The following is a 12,864-nucleotide window of genomic DNA, read 5'->3' on the forward strand; positions in this document are numbered from 1 at the left end:
CGATCCACGTTCTCCCGGATCGGACGGGGCCTTCGCCTGTGCCGGACAGCACCAACGGTGGAAGCTCACGTCGACTCGACGTGCCTGATCACCGGGTCGGCTCGGCGTGCCGGGCGGGGCGGAAGCGCCGGTAGAGGAGCGCTCCGCCCAGCAGCAGCGCGGCGCTCCCGGTGACGGCGGGCAGGGTCTGGTCGGCGCCCGTGTGGGCGAGGGAGGATCCAGCGGGCGGCGCGGCGACGGGGCGCGGCGGCTTCGCGGTGTGCCTGTGCGGCGGCCGGGGCTTCGGGGGCGTAGCGGGGTGGTGAGGGTGCACGCCGGGTGTGGAGGCGTTCGTGGACTCGTTGCCCACGGCCGCGTTGCCGATGCCGGCCACGTTCACCGAGTTGCCGCTCACGTTCACCGGAAGCCGCACCGGGAGTTGGACTCCGTTGCCGGAGAGCACGCCGGGCGAATGCTCCGCGCCGCCCTGTGCGGAGGCGCCGCCGCCGTTGGCCGCCGTACCGCCGTGCGACTGCTTGCGGCCCGTGCCGCCGCCGGTGTTGGCGCAGGTGTTGCCCGCGGCCGGGTCGAGGAGCCCGACCACGTTCACGGTGTTCCCGCACACGTTGACGGGCACGTGCACCGGGAGCTGGATGGTGTTTCCGGAGATCAGCCCGGGTGAGCCCGCCGTGCCGCCGTCCGCGGCGGAGTCGGCGTACACCGGCATCGTCGCGGCCACCGCCCCTGAGGCGGCGACCAGGACGAACAAACCATTTCGGGTAACCCGTTTCATAGGTTCCCTGCCTTCCAGACATGGTCGCGGGCACTTACCCGCACCGGATAAAACGCGGAAGAACCATCCGAGTTATGGCTTATAGGGCTTTCACTCCATCGAGTGTCACGGTTATCGAACTGACAGAAAAGGATGCAGTTCGGGCGGGTCAGCCCTGCGGTCGGCGCGTGCGAGCCGACGGGCCGGCACGCCCGCTCCCGCTCCGCCGGCGCGGAGAGTAAGGGACATCGGCCCGTCCCGCCCGCCCAGAGGCGTGGCCCCGGATGCCCGCCTATCGTGATCCAGGGGGTATCCCCGTCGGTGGATCGAGAAAGGCCCTGCGGTCCGCGGTCGGGCGTCCCTGGAGGCCTTGATGCTGTCCACGCACACACGCTGCGCGCTGCTCGGAGCCGCGACTGCGACGCTGGCCCTGCTGGGGGCCGGTCTCCCGGCGGCCACCGGGGCCACCGCCGACGGCGATGGCCCGGATCTGTCCCGCTTCTACCACCAGAAGATCACGTGGTCGGCGTGCCGGGGCGAGGAGATGCCCAAGGATCTGCAGTGCGCGAAGGTGAAGGTCCCCCTCGACTACGCGAAACCGGGCGACGGAACGCTCGACGTGGCACTGGCCCGTTACCGGGCGACCGGGAAGTCGCGAGGTTCGGTGCTGCTGAACTTCGGCGGCCCGGGCGGTGCCGGAATCAGCGAACTCGCCGGCGGCGGCAAGGACTTCATGGGGCTGACTAACGGCTACGACGTGGTCACCTTCGATCCCCGCGGTGTCGGCCGGTCCTCCCCCGTGAGCTGCGGCGAGGGCGCGGACGAGGCCTCGGACACGGCGGACGCGACCGCGGACGTCAGTGATCCGCAGGCCACACTCAAGGCGTTGCAGAAGGCCGCCGCCGCGTGCGCGAAGCACTCGGGACCGGTCCTGGCCCACATCGGTACGGTCGACGCCGCGCGGGACATGGAAGTGATGCGCCGGGCGCTCGGCGACAAGAAGCTCAACTACCTCGGTTTCTCCTACGGCACGCGCCTGGGCGCCGTGTACGCGGCGCAGTTCCCCAAGAAGGTGGGCCGGATGGTGCTCGACGGCGTCGACACCCTCACCGAACCCCTCACCGAGCAGGGGCTGGTGGGCGCCGAGGGCCAGCAGACCGCTCTGGAGGACTTTCTCACCTGGTGCACCAAGGACGTGGCCTGTCCGTTCGGCCAGGATCCGCGCACCGCACGGCAGCAGGTCGTCCAACTGGTCGACTCCCTGGACGAGGACCCGGTCCCGACGGACTTCGGGCAGCAGTTCTCCGGCCAGGACCTCGTGGGCTCCATCGGACAGGCGCTCTACAGCGAGCAGTTGTGGCCCACTCTCGAACAGGCCCTCTCCTCCCTCGTCCAGGACGGCGACACCCGCGGTCTTCTTCAGTTGTCGGGAGGCGCCTTGCTGCCGGGCACCCGCCGGAGCGCTGCGGCGCCGAGGGAGGGGGACGGCGGGCTCGTGGACGCACAGGACGTTCCGGTCGACAACCTTCCCGCCGCGCTGGTGGCGATCAACTGCGCGGACGATCCCGACCGCCCGACCGCCGGCCGGGTCACCGAGGACCTCGACGCGCTGCGCGCCGAGTACGAGCAGGCGTCACCGGTCTTCGGCCAGTACCGGCTCACCGAGGTGCTGATGTGCTACGGCCGGCCCAAGGGGACGGACTTCATCCGGGAGAAGGTGCGCGACCTCGACACCGCGAAGATGCTCCTCGTCGGCACACGTGGCGACCCCGCGACGCCGTACCGCTGGACCGTGGAGACCGCCCGGCGACTCGGCTCCTCCGCCGTCGTGCTCGACAACAAGGGCGAGGGTCACACGGGGTACGCGTCCTCCAAGTGCGTGCACCGCAAGGTCGACGACTTCCTGCTGTACGGCTCCCTGCCGCCCAGCGGCAGTTCCTGCGTCTCGGACGACTGAGCCGGGGGCCCAGGTCCACCGGACTCCTGCCGGGTGTGATGACGGAACGGATACAGGTCGACAACACGGGCAGATCAGGTACAACCTCCCGCACTCCCCGGCCGTCACACTGGGCAGGCGTCGCCCCGCGCACGCCGCAGCCGTACGTGACCGAACCCAGGGGGAACCACCGATGCGCATCCGACTCGTCCTCGCTCTTTCCACCACCGTCCTCACCGCCGCCACCGCCCTGCTCCTCGGGGCGCCCCAGAGCGGCGCTGCCGCCACGCGGCCGGCCCCGTGTGCGCAGAAGTCCCTCACCGTGCGGGCCCACGTGGCCAAGGACACCCGGGTGGTGCACCTCAGCGTCACCAACCGCGGCACCCGGGTGTGCACCGTGGACCGCATCCCCACCGTCACCTTCGGGGACCTCGACGGCGCTGCCCTGCCGGTGCCCGCCGGGGACAGCGGCCCGTACCGGATCGGCGCGGGGAAGGCCGCGTACGCCTCCGTCCGCACCATCGCCGACCCGGCCGACCCCGAGGCCCGCCGGGTGGCCTCGATCGGCGTCTCCCCCGACCCGTCCCGTTTCGGGCGCTCCTTCACCGCTCGGCAGCTGGGCGCCGGTCGCGCCGTCCTCGTCTGGGAGCCGGTGACGACCTGGTGGAAGCCGTCCCAGGCCGCCGCGGACAAGGCGCTCGCCAAGGGGGTCCAGCTGCCGTCCTGAGAGCGGCGCCCCGATCACTCCCTCTCGCCCAAACCTTCGCCATGGGTTTGACTCGGGGTGTGCGTCGGATGGTCGTACTGCTGCTCGTCGCCCTCGGCGCCGCCGGGGCGCTGGTCCTGGTCTGCGCCGTCTCGCCCTGGTGGTGGTTCGCGGCGGGCGTACTGCTGTTGCTGACCGGCCTCGGCGGGTGGGACCTGTTGCAGCGCCGGCACTCGGTGCTGCGGAACTATCCGCTCCTCGGCCATCTCCGCTTCCTGATGGAGGCGCTGCGCCCGGAGCTGCAGCAGTACTTCGTCGAGCGGAACTACGACGGGCGCCCGTTCGACCGCGATGTGCGCAGCATCGTGTACGAGCGGGCCAAGGGAGTCGAGGCCGAGGAGCCGTTCGGCACCGAGCAGGACGTGTACGCGGGCGGACACGAGTTCCTGGTGCCCTCGATGACCCCGGTCGCGGTGCCGGACGAGCCCCCGAGGGTCCGTGTCGGAGGACCCCACTGCACCCAGCCCTACGACATGGCTCTGCTGAACGTCTCCGCGATGAGCTTCGGAGCGCTGTCCTCGAACGCGATCCTGGCGCTCAACAAGGGGGCGGCGCTGGGCGGTTTCGCGCACGACACCGGGGAGGGCGGTCTGTCGGAGTACCACCTGCGCGCCGGCGGCGACCTGATCTGGGAGATCGGTACCGGGTACTTCGGCTGCCGCACCTCCGACGGCGACTTCGAGGCGCGGGAGTTCACCGACAAGGCCGCACTGCCGGAGGTCAAGTGCGTGTCGCTGAAGATCTCCCAGGGGGCGAAGCCCGGCATCGGCGGGGTGTTGCCGGGCGCCAAGGTGAACACGGAGATCGCCCGGGCCCGGGATGTTCCGGAGGGTGAGACCGTCGTCTCGCCGCCGTATCACCGGGTCTTCTCCACCCCGCGTGAACTGGTGCTCTTCATCGCGCGCATGCGGGAGCTGGCGGGCGGCAAGCCGACCGGCTTCAAGCTGTGCGTGGGTTCGCGCCGCCAGTTCCTGGCCGTGTGCAAGGCGATGCTCGCGGAGGACGTCACGCCCGACTTCATCGTGGTCGACGGATCGGAGGGCGGCACAGGAGCGGCGCCGCTGGAGTTCGCCGACCACCTGGGCACACCACTCACAGAGGGTCTGGTCACCGTGCACAACGCGCTGGTCGGCACCGGACTGCGGGACCGGATCCGGATCGGCGCCGGCGGGAAGGTCGCCACCGGCGCGGACATCGTGAAACGGCTCGTGCAGGGCGCGGACTACACGAACGCGGCGCGGGCGATGATGTTCGCCCTCGGGTGCCTCCAGACCCAGCGCTGCCACACCAACACCTGCCCGGTCGGCGTCACGACGCAGGACCCGCGCCGGGTCCGTGCCCTGGTCGTGGCCGACAAGGCCCAACGCGTCCATCGCTACCAGCGGGCGACGGTCCGCAGCGCCACGCAGATCATGGCCGCGATGGGCGTACGGGACCCGCGCGAGCTCGGCCCCGAGCTGCTGCGCCGCCGTACGGACCCGACGACCGTCGAGTCCTACGCCGAGCTGTACGAGTGGCTCGCGCCCGGCGTCCTGCTCGGTGAACCGCCCCGGGCGTGGGACGTGGACTGGGCGGCGGCGGACCCGGACACGTTCTGACCCTCGGCCTGCTTCTCGTCGGCCTGCTCGGCGCCGGGCGCACTGCTCCAAGTGCCCTGCGGGCAAATCGGTCCTATCGTGCACGTATGGAGCATGCTCTGAGTACCGCAACCCTCACCGAGCTGCGTCGGCCGCGGCCCTACCCCGCGGTGTCCGTGCTGACGCCGACCCACCGCCGAGAGCCCGACAACGCCCAGGATCCGGTCCGGCTGCGCAATGTGGTGGCCGAGGCCAAGAAGCAGCTGCAGGCCGACCCGGCGGTCACCCGCGAGCGGCGGACGGACCTCGTCGAACAGCTCGACCTGGCGCTCGCCGAGGTGGATCTGGCGCATGCCGAGGAAGGCCTGGTCATCTTCGCGGCGCCGGGCGAGCACCAGGTCTGGTCGCTGGCCCGTACGGTGCCCGAGCGGGTGGTTCTCTCCGACACCTTCCTGACCCGCAATCTCGTCGCCGCACAGGCTTCCGAGCGCCCGTTCTGGGTCCTCGCGGTCTCGGCCGACCGGGTCACGCTGTGGAACGGCGGCACCGACCGCGTCGTGGAGGAGCACCTCGCGGGTTTCCCGCTCGCCCGGAGCCTTGAGGACCCGGACGCCGAGCGCCAGGAACGCGTCGGCGACCTCGCCAGCACCTTCCGCGCCGAACACACCCGCCAGTTCCTGCGCGAGGCCGACACCGCCATGGGCGCCGTCCTGCGCGAGCATCCCCGGCCGCTCTACGTCACCGGCGAGACAGCGGCGCTCTCGGCTCTGGACGAGGTCGGAACGGTCGCCAAGCAGGCGTTCCACATCCCGCACGGCGGCCTGGCGCACGCCACCCCCGACGCGGTGTGGCAGACGGTCCGACCCGTGGTCCTGGCCGAGGACCGGAAGAACGTCGACGCGGTGGCACGGCAACTCGAATCGGCGCGCGGCCGAAGGGAGTTCGCCGCCGGTGTCGACGAGGTGTGGCAGCACGCGACCGACGGCCGGGTCCGGCTGCTCGCCGTCGAGGAGAACTACCGGGTCACCGTGCGCGACGACGGCGGCGAGCATCTCGTACCGGCCGAGAGCGGCGATCTGGACGCCCGCGAGGACATCGTCGACGAGATCGTCGAACGATGCCTGGAGACCGGCGCCGAGGTCCGTTTCGTCCCGGACGGCAGCCTCGCGGACGCGAAAGGCATCGCCGGGGTACTGCGTTACTGATCTTTCCGGCCGACAATCGGATCACAGGAACCGAGTTGGCGGCGGAGAGGTGCGGGACGCGTGAGCGAGCTGTTGGGTGTGGCAGTCCTGGGTGCCGGACACATGGGCGCGGACCATATACGGCGGATCGACCAGGTGGTGAGCGGCGCCAGGGTTGCCGCTGTGGCCGATCCCGAGGCCGAGCGGGCCAAGGACGCCGTGGCGGGCATCGAAGACGTCTCGGTCCGCACCGAGGTGTCGGCCGCACTCGACGCTCCCGGCGTCCGGGCGGTGTTGATCGCTTCCCCCGGCCCCGCGCACGAGGAGGCGCTGCTCGGCGCCTTCGCCCGCGGGCTGCCCGTGCTGTGCGAGAAGCCGATGGTGCCGGAGTCCGCGGGCGCCCTGCGGGTGGTCGAGGCCGAGGCGCGGCTCGGGCGGCGGCTGGCGCAGGTCGGCTTCATGCGCCACTACGACGCCGAGTACGTGCGCCTGAAGTCCCTGCTGGACAGCGGGCGGTTGGGGCGGCCACTGATGCTCCACTGCACGCACCGCAACGTGTCGTCGCCACCCGGGTTCACCACCGCGATGCTGGTCAACAGCTCGGTCGCGCACGAGATCGATGCGGCGCGCTGGCTGCTGAACCAGGAGCTGACGGCGGTGACCGTGCTGCGTCCGACCTCGTCGACAAACGCCCCGCAGGGGCTGATCGACCCGCAGTTCGTGCTCTTCGAGACCGAGCGCGGCGCCCTGGTGGATGTGGAGGTCTTCGTCAACTCCGGCTTCGGTTACCAGGTGCGGTGCGAGGCGGTCTGCGAGTCGGGCACCGCGCGGATCGGGGACGAGCACGCCATGGTGGTGACCGGGGCCGGCGGTGCGTGCGAGGAAGTGGCGCAGGACTACCTCGTAAGGTTCGCGGACGCCTACGACCGCGAGGTCCAGGCCTGGGCGGACGCCACCCGGCAGGGCAGGGTCACCGGCCCCAGCGTCTGGGACGGCTACGCGGCGTCCGCCGTGGCCGAGGCCGGCGTCCGGGCGCAGGAATCCGGCGGCCGGGTGACCGTCGAACTCGCCCCGCGCCCGCATCTGTACGGCTGACCGGTCGCGCCGGCGCCGGCACGGCCGCTGCGAGTTGTGATCCGCCTCTGATCCGGTTCTGATCAAACCCTGAGGGAGGGCTGGGAGGATCGTGGAGCGGTCGACACCGATTCAGCCGCCGACGCCGTCCCCCACTATTGAGCCCGCAAGCGTCCCATAGGCATTCCGCAGTAATTCCATAAAATTAACGCTGCCGCAATCCAGAGAGAATCAGGGTTCCGGACAGTGCGCATTCGCATTTCCGAAATTACCTTGCGCCCGAAAAAATCCTCACCCTTTTCTTATTCTCTCTTGACCGGCACATGATTCTCGCCCGATAGTTATGCGCAGCCGAAGGGCCATCCTCCGAAATTCACCCCCCTCTTGGAGCGGACAATGGTATTCAGGCATCGCAGGAACGGATCGATCAGGCGTTTTTCCCGCACGGCCGGAACCCTCGCCGCCCTGACCATGGGCGCCTCGCTGCTGGTGGCCCCGCAGGCGTTCGCTGCCGGCAGTCCGACACAGGCCGAACTCCTGAAGGCCTGCAACTGGGCCAGCCTGTGCAAGTTCCACCCGCAGAGCTACTGGGGTTACACCGGCCCGAAACACCAGGTCGGCAGCACCGCGTACAACTGCGGGAGCAATACCAACCAGCACCGGATCGACTGGTCGGACACGACCACCGCCGGCAACACGATCGGCGTCTCCGTCTCGGCGACCTATAAGTTCTCGCTGGTCTTCGAGGCCTCCGTCGAGACCAGTTACAGCCACAGCTGGGAGAACTCCCACACCGACACCGAGTCCAACACCATCAACATCTCGCCTCGAAGTGTCGGGTGGCTCGAGCGCGGAACGTCCAAGCAGCAGGCCAAGGGCTGGTGGGAAATCCAGTTCAAGGACAAGTACTACGACCACTTCGTCTGGTACCTCTACGACTTCCAGCAGTCCGGGTTCAACAAGGACAATCCCAGCTACGGCTACGTCAATTTCAAGGACCGGGCGATGACGTCCGCCGAAATCGGCGCGCACTGCTGAACCGGCCACCGCTCCGTATCGTCGCTTTCGCCGTCTGCTCGCTCTTCTTCCTCTCCGGCTGCGCCGAGGGGCGTGCGGGAGGCACGTACAGCGGTCACGCGGACCGTCAAGGGCCGACCGTGATCGGTACCGACACCTCCACGGAGAGCCGGGTCGTGGCGGCGCTCTACGGCGAACTCCTCACCGCTGCAGGACAGGAGGTGCGGACGGCGAGGGCCACGTACGCCTCCCCCGCCGATACCGCCGAAGCCGTGGTGGCGGGCAGGATCGGCATCGCGCCCGCTTACGAGAGCACGATGCTGCGCGCGTTGCCGGGCGGTCAGACCATGCCCGGGAACATGGAGGCGACGCTGAGCATGGCGCTGCCCCCTGGGATCGTGGCACTGCCGCCTGCCGGGGCGCAGCGCGGGATCGTCCTCGCGGTCACCAAGACCACGGCCAAGCGCCACGCCCTGCGCAGCCTCGCCGACCTCGGCAGGGCCGGCGGTCGCCTGACTCTTGGCGGCAACGCCTCCCGTGATCCCGACGCGCCGTCCGCCGCGTCCCTGAAGAAGGCGTACGACGCCACTCTCTCCTCTGCCGGGACGTCGGGTACAGCGGACGTGCTGGTGTTGCGCGGCACCGACCCCGCGATCGCTCGGGACGGCCTGGTCGTGCTGACGGATCCCGAGTCCGTCATCCCGCCCGAACACGTCTTCCCCCTCATCAGCGCCCCTGCCGTGGACGCGACGGGCAGGGCAGCTCTTGCTCGCGTCAACACAGCGCTGACCACAGGCCAGTTGGCCGCGCTCACTTCTTCCGTCGACGCGGGCGAGGCTCCCGGAAAAGCAGCCCGGACCTGGCTGCGTTCCCAGGGTCTCCTGCATTGACCCCCTCCGACCGATCCGATCCGTCGGACCCCATCCCCATTCCCAAGAACGGTGGTAGTTCCGTGCGCAGTCTCAAGCGCAAAGTCGCCACGGCGACACTGCTCGCAAGTGCCCTCTTCGGCAGCCTGGCGGTTCCGGGGACGGCCTACGCCGGCACCAAGTACGTACAGCTCAAGGTCTGCAGCGGCTCTTCCGAGACGGTGAAGTTCTTCTTCGTCGGCGAGAACCAGTACGGCGACTGGGGCGGCTCGCAGTTCTGGGAGATCGCGCCGAAGGGCTGCACCACGGCGGCGGGCTACTGGTGGATCGCCGGGCAGTCGGTCGAGTTCCACCACCGCAAGCCCAGCACCGGATGGCGGTGGGAGCCCCGGCTCATCTCGGCGAACGACACCAGCAACGGCGCCACTTACCAGCTCTACATCGGCTGAGGACGGCGTGTCCCCGGGTCCGCGGACCGCTGCACGAAGCGGCCCGCGGACCCTTCGTCGCCTCGGGCAGTTGCGGTGCCGGCCCTCATCTCGCTCGATCCCTCGGCCGGTGAGTGCCTGGGGTATGGCCGAAGGTACGGCGGAAGACGTCGATGAACGCGCTGGCGGACGACCAGCCGCACAGGTGCGCCACAGTGGTCACCGGCGTGTCCTCGGCCAGCAGGACCAGGGCGTGGTGGAGGCGTAGCTGCGTGCGCCACTGCGGGAAGGTCATGCCGAGGTCGCTGTTGAAGAGGCGGGACAGTGTGCGGTCGCTCGCCCCGGTCTCTCTGCCGAGCGCGGCGAGCGTACGGTTGTCGGCCGGATCGGCGCGCAGGATCTCGCACAGTGCGCGGAGTTGCGGGACGGTCGGCTCGGGCAGGTGCAGGGGCTGCTGCGGGGAAGCCCGCAACTGGTCGAGCAACACGGCCCGCAGACGGGCGCGTTCGGGGCTGCCGTCGTCAGGGGTGCGAGTGTGGGCAAGGATCAGCTCTCGCAGCAGCGGCCCGACGGACAGCACCGTCGGCTCGTCCAATCCGAGCGGATTGTCGCCCGGGGGAAGGCCGATCAGGTGCAGTTCGAGTTCGCCGTGTGCCTGATGGGCATGCACGGTACCGGCCGGTACCCAGATGGCGCGGGTACCCGGCGCGACCCAGGAGCCCGCGTCGGTGGTGACGCCCAGCACTCCGCGGCCGGCGTAGACGATCTGGTGGTCGTCGTGCCGGTGGGCGTCTATCGCGGCACCGGACGCCAGCCACTGGGTACGTGTCGGCGCGACCGGCTGATGGCGGATCTGCGTCATTGATTGGCAGTTTATCGAAAGCGCGACACCTCACGCGGCGATGACCATGGCGATGTGGCAAGGAATTCAGCAATCACTCTGTTGTCGATCGGGCATGGCTGCGTCGACATCTACCAGGGCGCCGTGGCGTCCCTCGTCCCGTACTTCGTCGCCGAGCGGGCCTACAGCTACGCCGCGGTCTCGGGCATCGTGCTCGCCGCATCTCTGCTGTCCTCCGTGGTGCAACCTGTGTTCGGTGTGCTCACCGACCGCTGGGCCATGCCCTGGCTGCTCCCGCTGAGCACAGTCCTCGGCGGTCTGGGCATCGCACTGAGCGGTGTCAGCGGCTCCTACCCGCTGACGCTGGCGTGCGTGGCGCTGTCCGGGATCGGCGTGGCCGCCTACCACCCCGAGTCCGCCCGGGTCGCCCGGCTCGCGAGCGGCGGCAGCCACGGTGCGATGGGCTGGTTCTCGTTGGGCGGCAACGTCGGTTTCGCCGCGGCCCCCCTCATGGTGGCCGCCGTCGTCGCGACCGGTGGCCTTCGCCTGACACCGCTGCTGGTGGTTCCGGCTCTCGCCGGCAGCGTGCTGTGCCTGCCGGTGCTGCGCGCGCTGGAGAGACAGCGGTCCGCCGGCTCCGGTACGGCGGTCACGGTCGGGCGTGACGACAGGGCGTCCTTCGTGAAGCTGTCCCTGGCGGTGGTCTGCCGGTCGGTCATCTTCGTCGGCCTGAGCACCTTCATCTCGCTGTACGCCGAGGAGCGCATGGGCGGCAGCGCTGCAGCGGGCACCGCGGCGCTGTTCGTGCTCTACGCCGGCGGCGCGGTGGGTTCCGTCCTGGGCGGCCAACTGGCCAACCGGTGGGGCCGGGTCACCGTGTCCCGCTGGTCCTACCTGCTCACGATCGGATCCACCGCGGGCGTGGTGGCCGTACCCGGCCCGGCGCTGTACCTGTTCGTGGCGCTCACCTCCGCCGGCCTCTACGTCCCGTTCTCCCTCCAGGTCACGCTCGCACAGGACTACCTGCCCACACGCGTCGGCACCGCCGGCGGCATCACCCTGGGCCTGACCGTCAGCATCGGCGGTCTGGTCAGCCCCCTCATCGGCAGCCTCGCCGACGCCACGTCCCTGCGCACCGCTCTGGCACCGCTGATCCTCATGCCGGCCCTGAGCTGGCTGCTGTTCCGCGTGTTGCCCGAGCCCGCCCGAGGGTTCTCGCCCTCGCTCGGCCAGGAGGCGAGTGAGCCTGCGACGCCCCGGTGATCCGTCACGAAGCGTCGGATCCACCCTGCGCCGGGTCCGGGACAAGGATCACCTTGCCGGTGACGGTGCCGGACTCGGCCAGCCGCATCGCTTCGGCCGCCTGGCTCAGCGGGATTCGGGCCGCGACCTGCGCAGTGATGGTGCCGTCGGCGAGCAGGGCGAACACGCGGCCGAGGTCGGTACGCAGACGGTCGTGGAAGGCGTCGGAACGCCGCTTGCCCGCCCAGATGTTGTAGAAGTGCGTCCGGCGGCCGTTGGGCAGAAGCTTCCAGAGGAAGAGCCGTCCGATGAGCTTGAGGACCGGCAGACGGGAGGACCCGACGTCGTTCTTGGTGGCCGCGGTGCCGTAGGAGACGAGCGTGCCGCCCCGCTTCAGAAGGCGGAAGGAGTCGACGATTCCATCGCCTCCGACGTGGTCGAACACGGCGTCGACACCGTCGGGTGCCAACTCCCGCACCCTGGCGGGCAGATCGGCCGCACGATAGTCGAGCGGTGTCGCGCCGAGTGAGCGCACCGCGTCGTGATGGCGCGGTGAGGCGGTCCCGATGACGCGGATTCCGGCGTGGGTGGCCAGTTGCACCAGAGTGGAGCCCACGCCGCCGTTGGCCCCGTGGACCAGCACGGTCTGCCCGGCGCGGACCTTGGAGATGCGGTGCAGCATCTGCCAGGCGGTGATGCCGTTGACCACGACCGTCTCGGCGTCGGCCGCGTCCAGTTCTCCAGGGACCTCGACGAGGCCTGCGACGGGCAGAACGACCTGACCGGCCCAGCCGCCCACCTTGGTCAGCGCGGCGAAGCGGCGGCCGATCAGCGCGGTGTCCACGCCCACGCCCACCCGCAGTACGACGCCGACCAGGTCGTAGCCGGGCACAAAGGGGAACGGTGGCTGGTCGTAGTACTTGCCGCGACGCATCTGCTGCTCGGCGAAGGACACACCTGACGCCTCCAGGCCCAGTACGACCTCCCCGGCCGTCGGCTGCGGGGCGGGACGGACCCGGATCTCCAGACCGGACGGCTCCACGACGCCCGGGAGGACGACTTCGGTCACCACGTCCGCGACGGTCTCGGTGTCCATGACGGTCAGAGCTCCTTCATATCGGTAAGCGCAGCACCCGTAGGCACTCAATTCGTTAGTGCTTCATGTGTTCGTGATAGGTT

12 protein-coding genes are annotated in these 12,864 nt (G+C 70.0%); 9 read left to right on the forward strand and 3 right to left on the reverse strand.

The window, feature by feature from the left end; all coding sequences use genetic code 11:
• Nucleotides 1-88: 88 nt before the first annotated feature.
• Nucleotides 89-772, reverse strand: coding sequence for a chaplin (locus tag ACN6LB_RS39025; protein WP_445030011.1), 684 nt, complete (start codon nucleotides 770-772; stop codon nucleotides 89-91).
• Nucleotides 773-1,124: 352 nt separating this feature from the next.
• Here ACN6LB_RS39025 and ACN6LB_RS39030 point away from each other — a divergent pair, with 352 nt between their 5' ends.
• From ACN6LB_RS39030 to ACN6LB_RS39065, 8 genes are all read left to right on the forward strand, one after another.
• Nucleotides 1,125-2,708: an alpha/beta hydrolase gene (locus tag ACN6LB_RS39030; RefSeq protein ID WP_445030012.1), complete on the forward strand. Its 1,584-nt coding sequence runs from the start codon at nucleotides 1,125-1,127 to the stop codon at nucleotides 2,706-2,708.
• A gap of 172 nt (nucleotides 2,709-2,880) precedes the next feature.
• Nucleotides 2,881-3,414: a DUF4232 domain-containing protein gene (locus tag ACN6LB_RS39035; protein ID WP_445030013.1), complete on the forward strand. Its 534-nt coding sequence runs from the start codon at nucleotides 2,881-2,883 to the stop codon at nucleotides 3,412-3,414.
• Between the two features lie 68 nt (nucleotides 3,415-3,482).
• Nucleotides 3,483-5,051: an FMN-binding glutamate synthase family protein gene (locus ACN6LB_RS39040; protein WP_445030014.1), complete on the forward strand. Its 1,569-nt coding sequence runs from the start codon at nucleotides 3,483-3,485 to the stop codon at nucleotides 5,049-5,051.
• A gap of 86 nt (nucleotides 5,052-5,137) precedes the next feature.
• Nucleotides 5,138-6,235, forward strand: a complete 1,098-nt coding sequence (locus ACN6LB_RS39045) for a baeRF3 domain-containing protein (RefSeq protein ID WP_356145499.1) — start codon at nucleotides 5,138-5,140, stop codon at nucleotides 6,233-6,235.
• A gap of 60 nt (nucleotides 6,236-6,295) precedes the next feature.
• Entirely contained in the window at nucleotides 6,296-7,309 is a 1,014-nt protein-coding gene (locus tag ACN6LB_RS39050) for a Gfo/Idh/MocA family protein (protein WP_445030015.1), read from the forward strand.
• 375 nt (nucleotides 7,310-7,684) lie between these two features.
• The gene (locus ACN6LB_RS39055) at nucleotides 7,685-8,326 is read left to right on the forward strand and encodes a hypothetical protein (RefSeq protein ID WP_445030016.1); all 642 of its coding nucleotides are present in this window, start codon (nucleotides 7,685-7,687) and stop codon (nucleotides 8,324-8,326) included.
• Between the two features lie 119 nt (nucleotides 8,327-8,445).
• Complete coding sequence (locus ACN6LB_RS39060; protein WP_445030017.1) at nucleotides 8,446-9,195, forward strand: glycine betaine ABC transporter substrate-binding protein; 750 nt, start codon at nucleotides 8,446-8,448, stop codon at nucleotides 9,193-9,195.
• A gap of 62 nt (nucleotides 9,196-9,257) precedes the next feature.
• Nucleotides 9,258-9,623 (forward strand): hypothetical protein, encoded by a 366-nt coding sequence (locus ACN6LB_RS39065; RefSeq protein WP_356145508.1) that lies wholly within the window; start codon nucleotides 9,258-9,260, stop codon nucleotides 9,621-9,623.
• Between the two features lie 85 nt (nucleotides 9,624-9,708).
• Here ACN6LB_RS39065 and ACN6LB_RS39070 read toward each other — a convergent pair whose 3' ends face one another.
• Nucleotides 9,709-10,464 carry an AraC family transcriptional regulator gene (locus tag ACN6LB_RS39070; protein WP_445030018.1) on the reverse strand — a complete coding sequence of 252 codons (756 nt, stop codon included), beginning with the start codon at nucleotides 10,462-10,464 and terminating at the stop codon, nucleotides 9,709-9,711.
• A 54-nt stretch (nucleotides 10,465-10,518) separates the two neighbouring features.
• Between ACN6LB_RS39070 and ACN6LB_RS39075 the strand changes: the two genes are divergently transcribed.
• Entirely contained in the window at nucleotides 10,519-11,706 is a 1,188-nt protein-coding gene (locus ACN6LB_RS39075; RefSeq protein ID WP_445030019.1) for an MFS transporter, read from the forward strand.
• 4 nt (nucleotides 11,707-11,710) lie between these two features.
• On the opposite strand, the gene ACN6LB_RS39080 is transcribed toward ACN6LB_RS39075, so the two are convergent.
• Nucleotides 11,711-12,781, reverse strand: coding sequence for a medium chain dehydrogenase/reductase family protein (locus ACN6LB_RS39080; protein WP_445030020.1), 1,071 nt, complete (start codon nucleotides 12,779-12,781; stop codon nucleotides 11,711-11,713).
• Between the last annotated feature and the right edge of the window lie 83 nt (nucleotides 12,782-12,864).

The sequence above is a fragment of the Streptomyces sp. SAS_270 genome (genome assembly GCF_052543295.1).

Excerpts from the sequence above, each read along its gene's own strand:
- ACN6LB_RS39025 (WP_445030011.1), bottom strand. The coding sequence starts at position 772 with ATGAAACGGGTTACCCGAAATGGTTTGTTCGTCCTGGTCGCCGCCTCA.
- ACN6LB_RS39035 (WP_445030013.1), top strand. The coding sequence starts at position 2,881 with ATGCGCATCCGACTCGTCCTCGCTCTTTCCACCACCGTCCTCACCGCC.
- ACN6LB_RS39080 (WP_445030020.1), bottom strand. The coding sequence starts at position 12,781 with ATGGACACCGAGACCGTCGCGGACGTGGTGACCGAAGTCGTCCTCCCG.
- ACN6LB_RS39045 (WP_356145499.1), top strand. The coding sequence starts at position 5,138 with ATGGAGCATGCTCTGAGTACCGCAACCCTCACCGAGCTGCGTCGGCCG.
- ACN6LB_RS39055 (WP_445030016.1), top strand. The coding sequence starts at position 7,685 with ATGGTATTCAGGCATCGCAGGAACGGATCGATCAGGCGTTTTTCCCGC.
- ACN6LB_RS39070 (WP_445030018.1), bottom strand. The coding sequence starts at position 10,464 with ATGACGCAGATCCGCCATCAGCCGGTCGCGCCGACACGTACCCAGTGG.
- ACN6LB_RS39030 (WP_445030012.1), top strand. The coding sequence starts at position 1,125 with ATGCTGTCCACGCACACACGCTGCGCGCTGCTCGGAGCCGCGACTGCG.
- ACN6LB_RS39040 (WP_445030014.1), top strand. The coding sequence starts at position 3,483 with ATGGTCGTACTGCTGCTCGTCGCCCTCGGCGCCGCCGGGGCGCTGGTC.